General features: G+C 62.4%; 19 protein-coding genes and 1 tRNA gene. 14 read left to right on the top strand and 6 right to left on the bottom strand.

The window, feature by feature from the left end:
• From ABI660_RS11790 to ABI660_RS11750, 9 genes are all read left to right on the top strand, one after another.
• Nucleotides 1-401 (top strand): nucleoside recognition domain-containing protein (locus ABI660_RS11790; protein ID WP_348068158.1); only part of this gene is annotated, 401 nt, incomplete at its 5' end.
• Nucleotides 398-673: a DUF6587 family protein gene (locus ABI660_RS11785; RefSeq protein WP_348068156.1), complete on the top strand. Its 276-nt coding sequence runs from the start codon at nt 398-400 to the stop codon at nt 671-673. The genes ABI660_RS11790 and ABI660_RS11785, both read left to right, overlap by 4 nt.
• A 270-nt stretch (nt 674-943) precedes the next feature.
• On the top strand, nt 944-3229 hold the full coding sequence (locus ABI660_RS11780; RefSeq protein ID WP_348068154.1) for a TonB-dependent siderophore receptor: 2286 nt from the start codon (nt 944-946) through the stop codon (nt 3227-3229).
• Nucleotides 3230-3310: 81 nt separating this feature from the next.
• On the top strand, nt 3311-4027 hold the full coding sequence (locus ABI660_RS11775) for a Fe2+-dependent dioxygenase (protein ID WP_348068152.1): 717 nt from the start codon (nt 3311-3313) through the stop codon (nt 4025-4027).
• A 245-nt stretch (nt 4028-4272) separates the two neighbouring features.
• Nucleotides 4273-4530, top strand: a complete 258-nt coding sequence (locus tag ABI660_RS11770; protein ID WP_348068150.1) for a (2Fe-2S)-binding protein — start codon at nt 4273-4275, stop codon at nt 4528-4530.
• Nucleotides 4531-4631: 101 nt separating this feature from the next.
• Complete coding sequence (locus ABI660_RS11765) at nt 4632-5339, top strand: energy transducer TonB (RefSeq protein ID WP_348068148.1); 708 nt, start codon at nt 4632-4634, stop codon at nt 5337-5339.
• A 3-nt stretch (nt 5340-5342) separates the two neighbouring features.
• Nucleotides 5343-6056, top strand: a complete 714-nt coding sequence (locus ABI660_RS11760; protein WP_348068146.1) for a MotA/TolQ/ExbB proton channel family protein — start codon at nt 5343-5345, stop codon at nt 6054-6056.
• 19 nt (nt 6057-6075) lie between these two features.
• Nucleotides 6076-6489, top strand: a complete 414-nt coding sequence (locus tag ABI660_RS11755; RefSeq protein WP_348068144.1) for a biopolymer transporter ExbD — start codon at nt 6076-6078, stop codon at nt 6487-6489.
• A 184-nt stretch (nt 6490-6673) separates the two neighbouring features.
• Nucleotides 6674-6889 carry a hemin uptake protein HemP gene (locus ABI660_RS11750; protein ID WP_348068142.1) on the top strand — a complete coding sequence of 72 codons (216 nt, stop codon included), beginning with the start codon at nt 6674-6676 and terminating at the stop codon, nt 6887-6889.
• A gap of 262 nt (nt 6890-7151) precedes the next feature.
• On the opposite strand, the gene ABI660_RS11745 is transcribed toward ABI660_RS11750, so the two are convergent.
• The gene (locus ABI660_RS11745) at nt 7152-7559 is read right to left on the bottom strand and encodes a heme-binding protein (protein WP_348068140.1); all 408 of its coding nucleotides are present in this window, start codon (nt 7557-7559) and stop codon (nt 7152-7154) included.
• Between the two features lie 196 nt (nt 7560-7755).
• Here ABI660_RS11745 and ABI660_RS11740 point away from each other — a divergent pair, with 196 nt between their 5' ends.
• Together ABI660_RS11740 and nirK are read left to right on the top strand one after the other, a co-directional pair.
• Nucleotides 7756-8445 (top strand): Bax inhibitor-1/YccA family protein, encoded by a 690-nt coding sequence (locus ABI660_RS11740; protein ID WP_348068138.1) that lies wholly within the window; start codon nt 7756-7758, stop codon nt 8443-8445.
• Nucleotides 8446-8730: 285 nt separating this feature from the next.
• A complete protein-coding gene (gene nirK, locus ABI660_RS11735; protein ID WP_348068136.1) occupies nt 8731-10221 on the top strand; it encodes a copper-containing nitrite reductase in 1491 nt (496 codons plus the stop codon).
• A 69-nt stretch (nt 10222-10290) separates the two neighbouring features.
• Here nirK and rlmD read toward each other — a convergent pair whose 3' ends face one another.
• Entirely contained in the window at nt 10291-11784 is a 1494-nt protein-coding gene (rlmD, locus tag ABI660_RS11730; protein WP_348068134.1) for a 23S rRNA (uracil(1939)-C(5))-methyltransferase RlmD, read from the bottom strand.
• 62 nt (nt 11785-11846) lie between these two features.
• On the opposite strand from rlmD, the gene ABI660_RS11725 reads away from it, so the two are divergent.
• A complete protein-coding gene (locus ABI660_RS11725) occupies nt 11847-12272 on the top strand; it encodes a VOC family protein (RefSeq protein ID WP_348068132.1) in 426 nt (141 codons plus the stop codon).
• A 118-nt stretch (nt 12273-12390) separates the two neighbouring features.
• Here the strand turns inward: ABI660_RS11725 and ABI660_RS11720 are convergent, their stop codons facing one another.
• The 3 genes from ABI660_RS11720 to surE form a co-directional block, all read right to left on the bottom strand.
• Nucleotides 12391-13329, bottom strand: a complete 939-nt coding sequence (locus ABI660_RS11720) for a peptidoglycan DD-metalloendopeptidase family protein (protein ID WP_348068130.1) — start codon at nt 13327-13329, stop codon at nt 12391-12393.
• 94 nt (nt 13330-13423) lie between these two features.
• Nucleotides 13424-14278 carry a protein-L-isoaspartate(D-aspartate) O-methyltransferase gene (locus ABI660_RS11715; RefSeq protein WP_348068128.1) on the bottom strand — a complete coding sequence of 285 codons (855 nt, stop codon included), beginning with the start codon at nt 14276-14278 and terminating at the stop codon, nt 13424-13426.
• Nucleotides 14275-15096 carry a 5'/3'-nucleotidase SurE gene (gene surE, locus ABI660_RS11710; protein WP_348068126.1) on the bottom strand — a complete coding sequence of 274 codons (822 nt, stop codon included), beginning with the start codon at nt 15094-15096 and terminating at the stop codon, nt 14275-14277. The genes ABI660_RS11715 and surE overlap by 4 nt, the downstream gene beginning before the upstream one ends.
• Before the next feature lie 193 nt (nt 15097-15289).
• Between surE and ABI660_RS11705 the strand changes: the two genes are divergently transcribed.
• Together ABI660_RS11705 and ABI660_RS11700 are read left to right on the top strand one after the other, a co-directional pair.
• The gene (locus tag ABI660_RS11705; protein WP_348068124.1) at nt 15290-16273 is read left to right on the top strand and encodes an NADPH:quinone oxidoreductase family protein; all 984 of its coding nucleotides are present in this window, start codon (nt 15290-15292) and stop codon (nt 16271-16273) included.
• A 119-nt stretch (nt 16274-16392) separates the two neighbouring features.
• Nucleotides 16393-16833: a response regulator gene (locus ABI660_RS11700; protein WP_348068122.1), complete on the top strand. Its 441-nt coding sequence runs from the start codon at nt 16393-16395 to the stop codon at nt 16831-16833.
• 67 nt (nt 16834-16900) lie between these two features.
• On the opposite strand, the gene ABI660_RS11695 is transcribed toward ABI660_RS11700, so the two are convergent.
• Nucleotides 16901-16976 (bottom strand) — tRNA-His (locus ABI660_RS11695).
• Between the last annotated feature and the right edge of the window lie 43 nt (nt 16977-17019).

The following is a 17019-nucleotide window of genomic DNA, read 5'->3' as shown; positions in this document are numbered from 1 at the left end:
CGGCGATCCAGTACAGCTTTGCCGGCATGATTGGCAAGGCGCTCGAAGTCGTCTTCGCGCCGATTGGTTTCAACTGGCAGATCTCGATTGCGCTGGTCCCCGGCATGGCCGCGCGCGAAGTGGCAGTAGGTGCGCTCGGCACGGTCTACTCCCTGTCAGCCGCTGGTGACAATGCCGCCGCGGCCCTGAGCCCGCTGATCGCGCAGAGCTGGTCCATCGCAACGGCGTATTCACTGCTGGCCTGGTATGTGTTTGCGCCGCAGTGCATCTCGACGCTGGCCGTCGTCAAGCGCGAAACCAATTCCTGGCGCTACCCGCTGCTGATGGCCGCCTACCTGTTCGGGCTGGCCTACGCCGCCTCGTTTGTCACCTACCGCGTCGCGCTGGCGCTGACGACATGACCGTCCAGCTTCTGCAATCCCTGCTGGTATATGCCGTGGTCGCGCTGTGCACGGCGTATTCCCTCTGGCGCCTGATGCCGGCCGGCATCAAGCGACACGCGGCCGCCGCGCTGATGTCCCGCTTCCCGCGCCTGCAGGCGTCCGCACGCCTGCAGGCGCTGGTGCAGCAGCCGTCCGGTTGCGGCTCGGGCTGCGGCAGTTGCAGCAGCAATGCCTTTAAGCCGGCGCCGGTCGCGCAGGAACACAAGATCCAGCTGTTCCGGCGTCACTGAAAAACCCGCAACGCCGGAGCTTTCGGCGCCCTCCCCGGGCCCCGGCAAGGTCAGGAGACCCACCCTTTCCTGTTCCCTTTTCGCCACGCCCGCGTGGCGGGGTAAAGAAAACAGGCATTTTCGCTTGCAAGTTATTACGAATCATTATCATTTGATATACACTCGCTGCGACACCTGACCAGCCAGCTCGCATCCGCCAGGAACTGCCGAGCCAAGCCAACGACTCAAACCATTCCACGCCGATCCGGCGGGACCCTGCCTGGAGGCCACTTGGCACGTTTTCCCCAACCCAAGACGCGCGCTGCGCGCAGCAAACCATCCCGTAGCCGCACCCTTGCGGCTTCCGCGCCTTCCGCAACTGGCTCCAGCGCATTGCCATCGTCCGAAAAGGCTGTACTGCCCCTGGGTGCGTTGATGCTCGCGGTTTCCATGGCCGGCTGGGCCCAGACCCCGCCAGGCGGCGCCACGGATGCGCCGGCGGCCGCATCGGCCAGCGACAACACCCTGGCCCCGGTGACCGTGATCGCCCCGCGCGACCGTGCCGCACAAACCTACCAGAGCGGCGTCACCAGCGTCGGCAAGGTGCCGGTGCCCGCCAAGGACATTCCGCAATCATTGACCGTGGTCAATGAAAAACTGATCCACGACCAAGGCAAGGACAGCTTCAAGGGCGCACTGGAAAATGTCGTCGGCATCACCTTCGAGGCCGGGGAAGGCGGGCGCGTCGGCGACAACATCCGCCTGCGCGGCTTCAGCGCGGCCGGCGACATCTACCAGGACGGCATGCGCGACATTGCGCAGTACAACCGCGATCTCTTCAACGTGGACCGCGTGGAAGTGCTGCGCGGCGCGGCGTCCATGCTGTTCGGCCGCGGCTCCACCGGCGGCGTGATCAACCAGGTCAGCAAGCAGGCGCGCATGATCACCGAGCACGAGGTCAATGCCACGGTCGGCACCGATGGTTACCAGCGCTACCAGGGCGACTTTAACTTCAAGCTTGAGGGAGACGCCGCCCTGCGCATCAACGCCATGGCCACCGACGGCGAGGGCCGCGGCGACAACGCCGGCGCATCCACCCATCGCCGCGGCCTGGCGCTGGACTACCGTCTCGGCATAGGCACGGCCAACGAGTTCGAGATCAGCTACTACCACCTGAACTACAACGACAAGCCCGACTGGGGCTTTGCCTGGCTCGAGAACCGTCCGGCTCCGGCGCCCACCAACCGCTACTGGTACGGCCTGGACAGTGACTTCCAGAAAGACAAGGCCGATGCGCTGACCCTGTCGCACACCCATCGCTGGAGTGACGGCAGCAGCCTGAAGACAACCGTGCGCGACGGCTACTATTCACGCTCCATGTGGGCCACGCAATCGAGCTTCGCGGCCGGCACCACGGTGGCCAATATCAACGACAGCACCGTGGTGAACCGGCGCACCAACGCCAAGGCCGGCGAAGAACACCACACTTTCCTGCAAAGTGACTACCTGACCACAACCTCATGGTTCGGCCGCAAGAACAGCATTTTGCTGGGCGCCGAATACGCGGTGGAGAACTCCAGCCGTTCCACCTATCCGTCGCTGGTCACAGCCAAACCGCCCACCACCGCAGGCAACCCGGACAGCACCGGCATCAGCGGCAACCTGACCGAGCGCGTGGCCACATCCTTCAAGGCGACCACGCTGGGCCTGTACATGCAGGACACGATTGAACTGACACCCCAGTGGAAGCTGGTGGGCGGGCTGCGTGTGGACCAGTTCCGGGGGGACTTCGACCGCTCGGGCAACACAGCCCCCAACAATACCCCGCTGTCGCGCTCGGACAGCCTGCTGAGCAAGCGCCTGGGCCTGATGTACCAGCCGACCGAGGAAGCCAGCTACTACGCGGCCTGGGGCACCTCGTTCAACACCTCAGGCGACCTCTACCAGTACGACCCGCGCTCCGCCAACACGCCGCCCGAAAGCAGCCGCAACATGGAAATCGGCGCTAAATGGGAACTCTATGACGGCGACCTGTCGCTGCGCACCGCGCTTGCCCGCACTGACAAGTACAACGAGCGCAACACCGACATCGACACCGCCAACAACTCCTACCTGCTCTCGGGCCAACGCCACACAGACGCGCTGGAGTTCGAGATCGCCGGCCGCATCACACCACAGTGGGACATTTTTGCGGGCATCGGCTTTTTGAAAGCCGTGATCGACAAGTCCGGCTCGAACGCTGCCGGCCAGGCCGAGGTCGGCCAGAACCCGGGGCTGAGTCCGAGCCGCCAGGCCACCTTGTTCACCACCTACCGCGTGGACAGCAAATGGCGCGTAGGCGGCGGCCTCACCGCCGTGAGCCAGAACAAACCAGCCAACAGCGTGACCACCGACAACCGGGCGCCCGGCTATGTCAAGGCCGACGCATTGGTGGAGTACCGCATCAACGCCGACAACACTGTCAAGCTCAACATCGACAACCTGTTTGACAAGGTCTACTACAACACCCTGTACCGCGGTTTTGCGGCGCCGGGTGACGCACGCGCAGTGCGAGTCACGCTGACAAGCAAATTCTGAGCGCCGCACCGTTCAAGGGCGCTTAAACTTCGGGCAGTCCGCCATCGGTGGACGGCCCGGTTCCCTTTGGATATCACTGCCATGCTCCTTCGCATTCCTCAAGCCCTCCAGCCAGATGAACTTGCACAGGTCCGACAGCTCATTCTTACCGCCGACTGGACCGATGGCCGCGTCACGGCCGGCAGCCAGAGCGCCGGCGTCAAGAACAACCGCCAGTTGCCCGAAGAGTTGCCCGCCGCGCAGCAGGCGCGGCAAATGGTGTCGGTGGCGCTCGCGCGCAACCCGATGTTTGTGACCGGAGCTTTGCCCAAATCGGTTTACCCCCCGCTGTTCAACCGTTATGGCGGCGAGAGCAACCACTTCGGCGACCACATCGACAACGCCGTGCGCACCCATGCCGCCAGCGCGCGGCATGTGCGCACCGATATCTCCTGCACGCTGTTTCTCAGCGACCCGGCCAGCTACGACGGTGGCGAACTGGTGGTGCAGGACACCTATGGCGCGCAGCGTATCAAGTTCGAGGCGGGCGACCTCGTGATGTACCCGGGCAGCTCGGTGCACCGTGTGGAGCCCGTGACCCGCGGGGAACGCCTGGCCTGCTTTTTCTGGATTGAAAGCATGGTCCGGCAGGATGCCCAGCGCCGCCTGCTGTACGACATGGACATGGCCATCACGGCCCTGCGCCGGAAGGAGCTACAGCAGGCAGCGAACAAGCCTGTGGGGGCCGCCGAAAGCCCGGAAGTGGTCAGTCTGACCGGCTGTTACCACAACCTGCTGAGGATGTGGGCCGAGGTCTGATCCCTCTTTCGTTTCACCTTTCTCCCTTCGCCGCGCATGGCCTTGCACGCGACGCCCCAGCCGTCTTCAAACGCTCCTTTATTGATAGCTGACGGAGTAATGCTGGCAAGGAGTAGCGCCATTTTTTATTGCGAATCCCCAAAGATGTCGCAGGACTTCGTGGATAAAAGAAGAGAATGATTGCAAATGCGACAGATTCGCATTTATACTCGGGTCATCGATTTAATCACCAGCAAGCCAATCCCATGATCGTCTGTGTCTGTCGCCGAATCTCCGACCGCGAAATCGCCCGCCACGCCCGTGCCGGCCTGGGTTTTGACGAGATCCAGTTCGAACTGGGTGTCGCCACCCAGTGCGGCCAGTGCGAAGGCTGCGCGCGCGACGTTGTTGCGCAGTGCAACGGCAGTTGCCCGACAGCCCATATCAAGCTCGCCACCAACCCTCTGGAAGGCAGCGCATGGAATCCTCCCTCACCCTTTTTGCAAGCTTCGCCGGCAGTCTGATCCTGGTGATCGGCCCGCTGTGGTGGATCTTTCGCCGCTAACACGGCTTTCGCCGTCCCCGCGCACGCTGCGTTCTCCCGCCTGTATCCACTAGACTTCCGATGAACGCTTCCGCCATTCCGGGCTCCGACGCCCTTTCATCCCCTGCAACTCCCGTGCGATTGCCGATCAGCCGCAACCTTGTTATTGCCGTCAGCGTGGTTGTTTTCCACGTGGCCGTGCTGTGGGCGATGCAAAACGGCCTGCTGCGCCGCGCCGTGCAACACGTGGTGCCTGCTGAAATACTGACGCACATCATCGAGATCGAGCCGCCCAAGGTAGCGCCGCCGCCCCCTCCGCCCAAACCGGCTCCCAAAAAGCCCAAGCTTCCGCCGCCGCCCATGCCCGTGGCGATTCCCGACCCGGTGCCCACGCCGCGCGCGCCCACCGGCGTGATCGAGCCGCAGCCGCCTGCGCCTCCTGTTCTGGCTCCGGTGGCGCCAGCTCCCGCACCGCCGGCCCCGTCTGCGCCAGCGCGCCTGGTGGAAATCACGCAGGGCGAAACCGAATACATCCGCCCGCCCAAACCGGTCTACCCGGCGCTCAGCAAACGCAGCGGCGAGTCCGGCGTGGTCATCATTGCCGTCTACTACAGCACTGCCGGCCATGCCAAACGTGCCGAGGTCTTCAAGTCCAGCGGCTTCGAGCGTCTAGACCGTGCAGCACGCGAAGCCGTGCTGGCCTCGCAGGTCACCCCTTTCCGGCGGGCCGGTGTCAATGAAGACACCCAGTTCCTGCTCAAAGCCCCGATTAATTTTGTTCTGGAGTAACTCATGAATTCACAATTTGGCCTGATGAACGTCTGGACGCAGGGCGACTTCGTCACGCGTGCGGTGGCGTTGCTGCTGATCGGCATGTCGCTGGCGTCCTGGATGGTCATCATCATCAAGACGCTGGACGTGCTCAAGTACAAGAAGATTGCCCGCAACGCCGAAGATTTCTGGCACAGCGAAGACTTCGCCGCCGGCCTGACCAGGCTGGGCAACGACCCGTCCAACCCCTTCCGCCAGCTGGCCATTGAAGGCCGCGAAGCTACCGCCCACCACCGCAACACCAAGGCGCACCTGCACGACACGCTGGACGTGAGCGACTGGGTCACGCGCAGCCTGCGCAACACCATTGACGAGTTCACTTCGCGCCTGCAATCGGGCCTGGCCATCCTCGCCTCGGTCGGCTCAACAGCGCCCTTCATCGGCCTGTTCGGAACGGTCTGGGGGATTTACCACGCCCTGCTGGCCATAGGCACGGCAGGCCAGGCCACCATCGACAAGGTCGCCGGCCCCATCGGCGAGGCGCTGATCATGACGGCGCTGGGCCTGGCGGTTGCCATTCCGGCGGTGCTGGGCTACAACGCGCTGGTGCGCGGCAACAAGGGTGTGCTGCACAAGCTCAACCGTTTTGCCCATGACCTGCATGCCTACTTTGTGACGGGTGCGCGCGTCGGCACCAGTGGGCAGGCGAATGTCGTGCCCATGAAAAAAGCCTGAGCAGGCAAAAGGATCCATCATGGCCTTTGGAACACAAGACGACACCGACGAGGTGATGAACGAGATCAACATGACGCCGCTGGTCGACGTGATGCTGGTGCTGCTGATCATCTTCATCATCACCGTGCCGGTGATGAAACATTCGATCAACATCGATTTGCCGCGTGCCACCAACGAGGCGCAAAACGTCAAGCCGGAAACCGTGCGGCTGACCGTGGACGCAGACGGCGCCTATTACCTCAACGAAGCAAAAATAGAAGACCTCGATCTGGCACCCCGCTTCCAGGCGGCCGCCGCGCAGGAGCCGCAACCCGAGCTTCATATACGCGGCGACAAATCGGTGCGCTACGAACGTGTGGCCCAGGCCATGGCTGCGGCGCAGCAGGCCGGATTGCGCAAGATCGGCTTCATCACCGAGCCGGTCACGCCCTGAGCGCGGAATTGCCCCTTCTGCGAAAGCCCGGCCGCCAGCATGGCGCCAGGCTTTTTTTCTGCGCCTTTATCCAGCGTTTTCGGCCTCACCCCCACAAAGATTTACGGAAAATCGCCGTGCTTGTGTTGACTTTTAATTGAGAATCATTATCATTACGATAACGACACTTCACCAGGTAAACAACATGTCCTTCGCCCTGCCTGCCTCCTCCACCCTGAGCCAGCCTTCCAGCCACAATGGCCAGCCAGAGGCAGCAGCACCCGCCAGCCGCAGCGACTCGAGCTGTGTGGTTGACAGCACCGAGCTGCTGCGCGGCCAGAAGGCCGTGGACATCGTGCACAACGGCTCCACCTACCGCCTGCAGGCGACGCGCTTGGGCAAACTCATACTGACCAAATAAGCCCAACCAGTTTCATCGTGGGACGATCCGGGGCCCTCACGGGTCTCACAGGTCGTTTTTGCCAGCCAGCCGGCCGCTTTCGGGCAGTTGTATTAGCCAGGCTTTTTTTCTTCCCCAACCGCGCGACAAAATGAAAAAGCCGACCTGAGTGTCGGCTTTTTCATTCAAAACAGCTTGCAGCCCTTATATAGTGGACACAGGTGGCTATAAATTCAATAGCAATTCAATTTCCCACAAAGAGCCACAAAGAGCCACAAAGAGCTTACAGCCCAATGGCCGCGATGCCGGCGCGCGCAATCTGCGCATCTTCGCTGGACTTCACGCCGCTGACACCGACAGCACCCAGGCATTGGCCATCTTTCAGGATGGGCACGCCGCCTTCGAGCAGGCCCTTGAGGTCAGGCGCGCTCAGGAAAGAGAAACGCCCGCCATTGACCATGTCTTCATAGACCTTGCTTTCGCGACGACCCATGGCGGCGGTGTTGGCCTTGGCCGGCGCAATATGGGTGGAAAGCGGTGCTGCGCCATCGAGGCGCTGCAGATGCAGCAAATGGCCGCCATCGTCAACGATGGCAATGGTGACAGCCCAGTTGTTGGCCTTTGCCTCTGCGGCGGCGGCGGCGGCGATGGTCTGCACATCGGAAAATTCCAGCACGGCTTTTGATTTCATGTTTTCCAGGTTTTGTAGGAGCAAAGCCGCAAGCATACGCAACTTTGCGGCGGCGCCGGAGTCCTATTACCACTGCGGCGACATGAAGAACCCTGACAAAAAGTAGGCAGTGAACAGGGTCAAGTGCTTGAAAAGCGCAGCATGCCCCTAAAATGACAGTGCCCGCATATGCGGGCCCCTAATGGAGAAGACTCTCATGAATGACAATGTACAAACGCTGGACCATGGCTACGCTGGCGCGCTTGAGCAGCGCAACCGGGTTTTGCGCAATACCTACTGGCTGCTGGCGCTGAGCATGCTGCCCACGGTACTGGGCGCGTGGGTAGGTGTCGCCACCGGCATCACGGCCTCGTTGACAGGCGGGCTGGGCCTGATCGTCTTCCTGGGCGGCGCCTTCGGCTTCATGTTCGCCATCGAGAAAACCAAAAATTCCGCCGCTGGTGTGCCGGTGCTGCTGGCCTTCACGTTCTTCATGGGCCTGATGCTTTCGCGCATGATCGGCATGATTCTCGGCTTCAGGAACGGCAGCGAGCTGATCATGACCGCCATGGGCGGCACGGCCGGCGTGTTCTTCGTGATGGCCACGCTGGCCAGCGTGATCAAGCGCGACATCTCCGGCATGGGCAAATGGCTGTTTGTCGGTGCCCTGGTCGTGATGGTGGGTGCCATCGTCAATGTTTTTGTTGGCTCCACCGCTGGCATGATGGCGATCTCGGTGGCCGTCATCGGCATTTTCAGCGCCTACATGTTGTATGACCTCAAGCAGATCCTGGACGGCGGCGAGACCAACTACATCAGCGCCACCGTGCGCCTTTACCTGGACCTGTTCAACGTGTTCCAGGCGCTGCTGGCCCTGCTGGGCATCATGGGCGGCGAGCGCGACTGAGCAAAGCGCTTCACCCAGCAAAAAGGGCCTTCGGGCCCTTTTTTCACGCCTGCGCAGAACAGCCTCGGCCCGAAAACGCTACGTATTCAGTAGCAAACTATCTTTACAGCACGTGGGCTGATGCCGAATTTTTCATGCAATCCGGGGCGGAGGCGATTTGCGCTGCATCAAGCAACTCCGTGTTAACCCTTAAAAAGGTACTTTATAAATACATCTTCTGATTACACTTTACGCAGACCCCAGGGCATACAGATCCGGGGGTCTTCAAAGAAGAAAGAAGGTTGTATGCGTACCCGTCATTCAAGAAATTTTTCTCTGCTGGCACTGGCTGCCGCCATGGCCATGACTACTGTGGATGCCGCGACGGCACCACCGGCGGCGACAGCCCAGGCCGGCGCATCGCAAGCCGCGGCAGCCGAACAGACCAAAGGCGCCGTCAAGAAGTACACGCTCGAAACCGGCATCGTCAACGGCAAGATGGTGTTCATCGACGACCGCGGCCAGGCCAACCCGTTACTGCGCGCCAATGTGGGTGACACCGTGGAGATACGCCTCAAAAGCGGCGAAGGAGCCCAGCACGACATCGCTATTCCCGAGCTGAAGGTTCAGTCGCAGAAATTCGACGCCGCCAGTGGCCCAACCACCGTGCGTTTCACCGTCACGCAGGCCGGCAAGTTCACTTACTACTGCACCATCGCAGGCCACCGCCAGATCGGCATGGAAGGCGTGTTTGAGGTCGCCGGAACCAGCATCGCCAGCGCGCCCAAAGCCGCCGTGAAAACCACGGGCGTTCCCGGCGCGGAGCTGTACACCGCACCCGCAGCACGCCCTGCCGATGCAGCCGCGGTGAGCGTGGCCATGGACCCGGCCGCCGTGCCCGCCCCGATTGGTGCCCGCGCGCCCCAGCACCTGAAGTACCGCATCGAAACGGTCGAACTGACCGGCAAGCTTGACGACGGTACCAGCTTCACCTACTGGACCTTCGACCGCAAGGTGCCCGGCCCCATGCTGCGCGCCCGCATCGGCGACACCATCGAGCTGACCCTTGCCAATGCGCGCGACAGCAAGATGATCCACTCCATCGACCTGCATGCGGTGACCGGCGGTCACGGTGGCGGTGAACACACCCAGGTCGGCCCCGGCCAGGAAAAAACCATCACCTTCAAGGCCCTGAACGCCGGGCTGTACGTGTACCACTGCGCCACGCCGCTGGTGCCGCAGCACATCTCGGCCGGCATGTACGGCATGATCCTCGTCGAGCCCGAAGGCGGGCTGCCGAAAGTGGACCGTGAGTACTACGTGATGCAGGGTGACATGTACACCACCCGGCCGCACGGCGCCAAGACACACCAGGAGTTCGACCTGGACAAGTTGGCGGCCGAGCTGCCCGACTACTACGTCTTCAACGGCGCGGTGGGCTCGCTGACCAAGGAGCACAAGCTCACGGCCAATGTGGGCGACACCGTGCGCATTTTCTTCGGTGTGGGCGGCCCTAACAAGATCTCGTCTTTCCACGTGATCGGCGAAATCTTCGACAAGGTCTACAGCGAAGGCTCGATCAGTTCGCCCAAACGCGATGTGCAGACCACGCTGGTCGCCCCCGGCGGCGCCACCATCGTCGAGTTAAAGGTGGACTACCCGGGCAGTTACCTGCTGGTGGACCACGCGCTGTCTCGCGCAGGCAAAGGGCTGGTCGGCATGCTGGAGGTCAGCGGCCCCGCCGATGCGGGCATCTACAAGGCACACACGCCAGGCAAGGCCGCCGCCACGCACTGAGTTGCTGCCGATTCACGGCCGATTGGCCGGGGCTGTCCGCTGTCATAGCGGGCAGCCTTTTTTACGCCCTCATTGGCCGGTGCCGACCGGGACCCGCTCAAACACGGCCATCGACTCCACATGCGCGGTGTGCGGAAACATGTTGACCACACCGGCCGCCGTGCAACGGTAACCTGCGTCGTTGACCAGCACACCGGCATCACGCGCCAGCGTCGCCGGGTTGCAGCTCACGTACACAATGCGCACAGGCGGTGTCCAGTCGCCGATCTGCAGGTTCTGCTGCCCACCCGCATCGTCGCAAGGCACGCCGGTGACGAGCTGCTGGTGCAGCGCAGCCAGCGCCTTGAACAGCTCGTACGCGCCTTCGCGCGGCGGATCGACCAGCCATTTGTCGGAAGCGCCGTCTTTCACCAGCATGCCGGGCGTCATCTCGAACAGGTTGCGCGCTACAAATTTGGTAGCTGCCAGCGCCCGCCCCTTCTGGACTGAGGCCTTGTTTGATTCATAATTCTCGCGCGAGCGGGCGACCAGAACCTCGCTGCCTTCGATGCCCAGCACCTCGCGCGCCTGGGTGGCCAGCGGCAGGGTGAAATTGCCAAGCCCGCAAAACCAGTCGATCACACGCTCGTGCGACTGGACATTCAATAAACGCTGGGCACGCGACACCAGCACCTGGTTGATGTGCGGGTTGACCTGGGTGAAATCGGTAGGCTTGAAAGGCATCAGCACGCCAAACTCGGGCAGGCTGTAGCTGAGCGCTTCACCGCCCTCATCAAGCCGCTTGACCGTCTCCAGCCCGCCGGACTGCAGCCACCACTGCACACCCGGGTGGGCCAGCGCAAAAGCCCGCAGCTTTTCAAGGTCTCCCGCAGACAGCGCCTCCATGTGGCGCAGCACCATGGCCGTTACCGTGTCGCCGCAGGCCAGCTCGATCTGCGGCAGGGTTTCTTTCGCATCCATGCCGGCGATCAGCGCGCGCAGGGGCAGCAGCAAGTCGCTCACGTGCCGCGGCAGCACATGGCATTCGCGCATGTCGGCAACATAGCCGCTCTTGCGCTCGTGAAAGCCCACCAGCACTTCGCCCTTCTTGCGCACATAACGCACCGACAGCCGGGCCCGGTAGCGGTAGCCCCAGGCCGGCCCCTCGATGGGCCGGAGGATATTGTCGGCCTTGAGCTTGCCGATGTGCCGCAGGTTGTCTTCCAGCACACGCTGCTTCACCGCTACCTGCGCCCCCACGTGCAGGTGCTGCATCTTGCAGCCGCCGCAGGCGCCGGTGTGCAGGCCGAAATGCGGGCATTGCGGACGCACGCGCTGCGACGACTCGCGCAGTACCGCCATCAGCGTGGCTTTTTCAAAACTGGGTTTCTTGCGGTAGACGCTGGCACTGACCTGCTCAAACGGCAGCGCACCTTCGATGAACACCACCTTGCCGTCGTCGCGGTGCGCGATGCCCTGGGCCTCGATGTCAAGCGACTCGACCATGAGCAGGTCGGGCGGGTATTCTGCCTGTGCGGCCGGCGGCACTGCTGGCGCCCTGTTGTGCTGTTTTCTTCTGGACATCCCGCATTGTCTCAGGCTGCGTTACGATTTTTGGCATGTTCAACCCATAGGAAAAACAAACCATGGAACTGCGCATCTGCATTGACGTGAACGACATGGAGCGCGCCATCGCGTTCTACACCGGGGGGCTGGGTCTGCAATGCGGCCGGCGCTTCCAGAGCGGCTTTGTCGAACTCCTGGGGGCCGGCAGCCCGATCGACCTGCTGCTGCAAACCGAAGGCAGCAGCCCGGTTGCCGGCAGCGCGGCCACGCGCAGCTTCCAGCGCCACTGGACACCGTTGCATCTGGACTTTGTGGTGGACGACATCGACGCGGCTGTGGCACGGCTGCTGCAACTCGGCGCCGTGCTGGAGCAGCCGGTGACAGAGCGCGTCTGGGGCCGCATCGCCGGGCTGGCCGACCCGTTTGGCCATGGCATTGACCTGCTGCAGTTCAAGGGCCGCGGTTATGACGAGATCCCCACTGGTCAGGACCAGCTACCAACTTGATAGCTGCTTGCGCCCGACCCATAAGGGCTGAAGGCCAATTTGATGCATTAACCGGCTGCCATCAGGCTATGAAAAAAGCCCTGCATGCAAGGCTTTTGATGCGAAGCGTGGCGCCTGCTTATTTGGTGGGCAGGAATTTCGCCGGGTCCACCGGCTTGCCCTGGCGGCGGATTTCAAAATGCAACTTCACACGGTCAGCGTCGCTGGCCCCCATCTCGGCAATTTTCTGGCCCTTGCGTACCGACTGGTCCTCCTTGACCAGCAGCGTCTGGTTGTGCGCATAGGCGGTCAGGAAGGTGTTGTTGTGTTTGAGGATGATCAGGTTGCCGTAACCGCGCAGGCCCGCTCCGGCGTACACCACGCGGCCGTCGGCAGACGCCATCACCGGGTCGCCGGCCTTGCCGGCGATGTCCACACCCTTGTTCTTCGCTTCGTCAAAGCCGGCAAGCACAGAACCCTGTGCAGGCCAGATCCACGCGAGTTCCTCGTCAGCAGCAACCGCGGGAGGCGTGGCCGCCGCCGGCTTTGCAGCGCTGGCGGACTGGGTAGCTGCGCTGCTGGCCTGGGCAGGTGCACTGGCGGCCGGTGCAGGGCCGACCGGGGTCACCGAGCCGGACGTCACCGGCCGGGACACCGCCACCGAACTCTCAACCGGGGGCATCACGCGCAGCACCTGGCCGACTTCGATCAGGTTGGGGTTCTCCAGGTTGCTCCAGCGCCCGATGTCACGCCAGTTCTGGCCGGTGTCCAGCCCGATACGGATCAGCGTGTCGCCGGGTTTGACCGTGTAATAACCGGGCTTGCCTGCGTTCTCGAATCCGGGCAGCTGCTTGACGCCAGCGGCATCGACCGCAACCGCCGGAGGGCGCCCCATGCCGTTGCCGCGATCTTCCACCGGTGCGCGGCCACCACTTCGGGTGCCGCAGGCCGCCACAAGCAACACGGAAACGGCCAGCAGGCAGGACACGAGCAGACGACCAGTGCGCCCCTGGGGGTTGCGCTCCTGACAAGCCGTGGAAAAAGAAACTGCCGTGGCTGACCCTGCGTGTTCATTCATTGCTTGATTCACCTTTTACAACTACCGAGTATCTATTTGCGCGCCTTGACGTCGGCATACGCCATGAAACAACAGCTTGGGGTTCCTGCTTTGCTCAGCTGGTCCCAGATTTTAAAGGTACAAAGTGCACCGCCTCGAGAACGGTCTGTGTAACACCCTGTGGGGTTTTGTCGAGCACCACCAGCGCCTGCGCGCCACCGGCCATGTGCATGGGCGCCACGAGGCGGCCGCCCACGGCTAGCTGCTCCACCCAGGCCAGAGGAATCGCTTCGCCGCCGGCAGCCGCGATGATGGCGGCATACGGCGCGCCTTTGGCATAGCCGGCCATGCCGTCACCGAACAGCAGGTGCACATTGGCCAGGCGAAAAGCCCGCAGGTTCTCGCGCGCCTTGTCATGCAGGCCGCGTAGCCGTTCGATGCTGTAGACCTCGGTGGCCAGCTGGCCCAGCACAGCGGCCTGGTAGCCGCAGCCGGTACCGATCTCCAGCACACGCCCCAGCTTGCCCGCTGCGCCCTGGCGCAACAGCTCAAGCATGCGCGCCACCACATTGGGCTTGGAAATCGTCTGGCCCAGGCCAATGGGCAGGCTGGTGTCTTCATATGCCTGGTTGATCAGCGCCGTGTCGACAAAGCGGTGGCGCTCGACATGGCCCATGGCGGCCAGCACCTGGGCGTCCGAGATGCCCTGTGCCGCAAGCTTGTGCACCATGCGCGCGCGCACCGCCCTCGAGTCCAGCCCGACACCGCCGGGAATCACCGCCTTGGCCTGCTTCTTGGAGTCAATAATGCCTGTAGCCCTTTCCGGGTGGGCGCGACCAGCTACCTTTTTTGTGGCAGAAGGCGTGCCCGCATCGGGCTCCAGGCGAACCGGGAAACCGGGCCGTTTGGCAGCCGCAGGCGAAGCGGGCTTGGTGGAGGAACTGAAGGGCGGCTTCAACGGAAGCTTCATGCCGCCTGCACCGCGTGCTGCGCCGGTGCCTCGTGAACGCCCTGCGCCAATTTGGCTGCCGTCTGCGCCCAGTAGGGCAGGCGCTCATGGTCTGTGAGGTCCACCTGCAGCGGCGTGATCGAAATGAAGCCCTGCTTCGTGGCAAAAAAATCGGTGCCCTCGCCCTCCTCCTTGGCCGGGCCGGCACCACCTATCCAGTACATGGTTTCGCCGCGCGGACTGGTCTGCGTGATCACGCGCTCGGCCGCATGACGCCGGCCCAGCCGGCAAACCTTGAAGCCCTGGATCTGCTCGTCGGGCAGGTTGGGAATGTTCACATTGAGCAGCCAGGGTGCCACCGTGGGCTGTGCACCTTCGGCAATCTTCTCGAGTGAGGGCATGAGCTGGCGCACCAGGTCGCGCGCGCGCCGGCCGGCCACCTCGATATGGCCCCAGCCTTTTTCGGTCTGCGAAAAAGCAATCGAGGGAATACCGAAGAGATAACCTTCCATGGCCGCACCCACGGTGCCCGAGTAAATCGTGTCGTCGCCCATGTTGGCACCATTGTTGATGCCGGAAACCACCAGGTCCGGCCGGTAACCGAGCAAGCCGGTCAGCGCAATGTGCACGCAGTCGGCCGGGGTGCCGTTGATGTAGCGAAAACCGTTGGCCGCCGTCTGCACGTACATCGGCGAGTGCAAGGTCAGCGCGTTCGATTTGGCGCTGTTGTTCTGCTCGGGAGCGACTACTTCCACATCGGCAATATCCTTGAGCGCTTCGTAAAGGGCAATGATGCCGGAGGCCTGGTAGCCGTCGTCGTTGCAGATCAGGATTTTCATGAACGGATTTTAGGGCCTCAGGTCCCGGGGGTGACAAATGGCTCACTTTGGGGGCGCAGGCTACCTATGATTCATGATCCCCGCGTTTTTCACTTCGTGTCATGCTCTGCGCCCCGAGGGGCTATTCCTCAAGGGCGGCACGTCGGAAAAATAATCGAAGTTTTGTACCAACAACCATTATTGGAGATCCTTTATGCATGCCTGGCTTTGTGAAGACCCCACCGGCGTAGACGCCCTGCAATGGAAAGAACTGCCAACACCCCAGCCCAAGGCCGGCGAAGTGCTGATAGAGATCAAGGCCGCCAGCCTGAACTTCCCCGACCTGCTGATCGTGCAGAACAAATACCAGATGAAACCGCCGCTGCCTTTTGTGCCGGGTTCCGAATACGCGGGTGTCGTGCAGGCGGTCGGTGAAGGCGTGAAACATCTGAAGGTAGGCCAGAACGTGGCCTGCCTCTCGGGTACCGGCGGCTTTGCAACCCACACCGTCGCACCCGCCGCCCTGTGCATGCCCCTGCCCGACGGTTTTCCGTATGTGGACGCGGCAGCCTTCATCATGATTTACGCCACCTCGCACCATGCGCTGGTGGACCGGGCCCAGCTCAAGGCGGGTGAAACCGTGCTGGTGCTGGGCGCTGCCGGTGGGGTTGGCACCTCGGCCATCCAGATCGCCAAGGCCATGGGCGCCAAGGTGATTGCCGCGGCCTCCACCGACGAGAAATGCGCACTGTGCAAATCCATTGGTGCCGACGCCACCATCAACTACAGCACCGAAAACCTGCGCGAAGCCATCAAGACGCTGACCGACGGCAAGGGCCCCGACGTGATTTACGACCCCGTGGGCGGCGACTTTGCCGAGCCGGCCTTCCGGTCCATCGCCTGGCGCGGGCGCTACCTGGTGGTGGGCTTTGCTTCCGGCCCCATTCCTTCGTTGCCGCTGAACCTGACCCTGCTCAAGGGCGCGTCCATCATTGGCGTGTTCTGGGGCGGCTTCGCGAAAAACGAGCCCGAAGCCAGCGCCGCCGCGATGGCCGAACTGTCGCAGTGGTATGCACAAGGCAAGATCAAACCGGTCATCGACCGCACCATGCCCATGGCGGAACTGAAGGCTGCCTATGCCCACATGGGCTCGCGCGGCGTCAAAGGCAAGCTCGTCATGGTCAACCCGATGCCCTGACAAAGCCAAAGCACCTGCCCTGCGTGTGTACTTTTGCACAACAATTTGTTGTAACACATTCAGTTACAAGCGCACTTTCGCGGTACATTGGGAGTGTCCTTCACTCGTTGGGGAAACAAATGGACTTACCGACCATGCTGGTGGTGGAAGACAATCCGGACCACCTTGAACTGACCTTGATCACACTGGAGCAAAACGGGGAGACCCACCACATCGTGGTTGCCCGTGACGGCCTGGAAGCACTGGACTACCTGTTCTGCCAGGGCGTTCACAGTGACCGTAACCCGGACGAACAGCCTGAACTGGTCCTGCTGGACCTCGGGCTCCCCAAAATAAGCGGCCTGGAAGTTTTGCGCCGCATGCGCGAAGACCCCCGCACATTTTTTGTCCCGGTGGTCATGCTGACCTCCGCCAGCGAGCAATCCGATGCCATCCTGGCCTTGAAAGGCGGGCTCAACAGCTATGTCAGCAAGCCACTCGATTTTCGCGCCTTCCAGGCCAGGCTGGAGGATGTCAGGGAATACTGGCGTACCTCCAACCTCGCACCGCTGAATTCCTGAAGCGCACGCGTTTTGCAGTCCACCAAAAGAAAAAGCCCCTGCAACAGGGGCTTTTTCTTTGGAACACTGGGGTGGCTGATGGGGCTCGAACCCACGACAACAGGAATCACAATCCTGGACTCTACCAACTGAGCTACAGCCACCGTAGCCTCGAATTATAACGGGAACTACGCGCTTTCCATGCCG

This window comes from Polaromonas sp., from assembly GCF_039930745.1.
GTDB lineage: Bacteria > Pseudomonadota > Gammaproteobacteria > Burkholderiales > Burkholderiaceae_C > Polaromonas.
This window is presented reverse-complemented; position numbering and strand designations above follow the sequence as displayed.

Bases quoted from the DNA above. Each gene is read 5' to 3' on its own strand.
- ABI660_RS11785 (WP_348068156.1), top strand. From the start codon at position 398: ATGACCGTCCAGCTTCTGCAATCCCTGCTGGTATATGCCGTGGTCGCG.
- ABI660_RS11775 (WP_348068152.1), top strand. From the start codon at position 3,311: ATGCTCCTTCGCATTCCTCAAGCCCTCCAGCCAGATGAACTTGCACAG.
- ABI660_RS11770 (WP_348068150.1), top strand. From the start codon at position 4,273: ATGATCGTCTGTGTCTGTCGCCGAATCTCCGACCGCGAAATCGCCCGC.
- ABI660_RS11765 (WP_348068148.1), top strand. From the start codon at position 4,632: ATGAACGCTTCCGCCATTCCGGGCTCCGACGCCCTTTCATCCCCTGCA.
- ABI660_RS11760 (WP_348068146.1), top strand. From the start codon at position 5,343: ATGAATTCACAATTTGGCCTGATGAACGTCTGGACGCAGGGCGACTTC.
- ABI660_RS11755 (WP_348068144.1), top strand. From the start codon at position 6,076: ATGGCCTTTGGAACACAAGACGACACCGACGAGGTGATGAACGAGATC.
- ABI660_RS11750 (WP_348068142.1), top strand. From the start codon at position 6,674: ATGTCCTTCGCCCTGCCTGCCTCCTCCACCCTGAGCCAGCCTTCCAGC.
- ABI660_RS11745 (WP_348068140.1), bottom strand. From the start codon at position 7,559: ATGAAATCAAAAGCCGTGCTGGAATTTTCCGATGTGCAGACCATCGCC.
- ABI660_RS11740 (WP_348068138.1), top strand. From the start codon at position 7,756: ATGAATGACAATGTACAAACGCTGGACCATGGCTACGCTGGCGCGCTT.
- nirK (WP_348068136.1), top strand. From the start codon at position 8,731: ATGCGTACCCGTCATTCAAGAAATTTTTCTCTGCTGGCACTGGCTGCC.
- rlmD (WP_348068134.1), bottom strand. From the start codon at position 11,784: ATGTCCAGAAGAAAACAGCACAACAGGGCGCCAGCAGTGCCGCCGGCC.
- ABI660_RS11725 (WP_348068132.1), top strand. From the start codon at position 11,847: ATGGAACTGCGCATCTGCATTGACGTGAACGACATGGAGCGCGCCATC.
- ABI660_RS11720 (WP_348068130.1), bottom strand. From the start codon at position 13,329: ATGAATGAACACGCAGGGTCAGCCACGGCAGTTTCTTTTTCCACGGCT.
- ABI660_RS11715 (WP_348068128.1), bottom strand. From the start codon at position 14,278: ATGAAGCTTCCGTTGAAGCCGCCCTTCAGTTCCTCCACCAAGCCCGCT.
- surE (WP_348068126.1), bottom strand. From the start codon at position 15,096: ATGAAAATCCTGATCTGCAACGACGACGGCTACCAGGCCTCCGGCATC.
- ABI660_RS11705 (WP_348068124.1), top strand. From the start codon at position 15,290: ATGCATGCCTGGCTTTGTGAAGACCCCACCGGCGTAGACGCCCTGCAA.
- ABI660_RS11700 (WP_348068122.1), top strand. From the start codon at position 16,393: ATGGACTTACCGACCATGCTGGTGGTGGAAGACAATCCGGACCACCTT.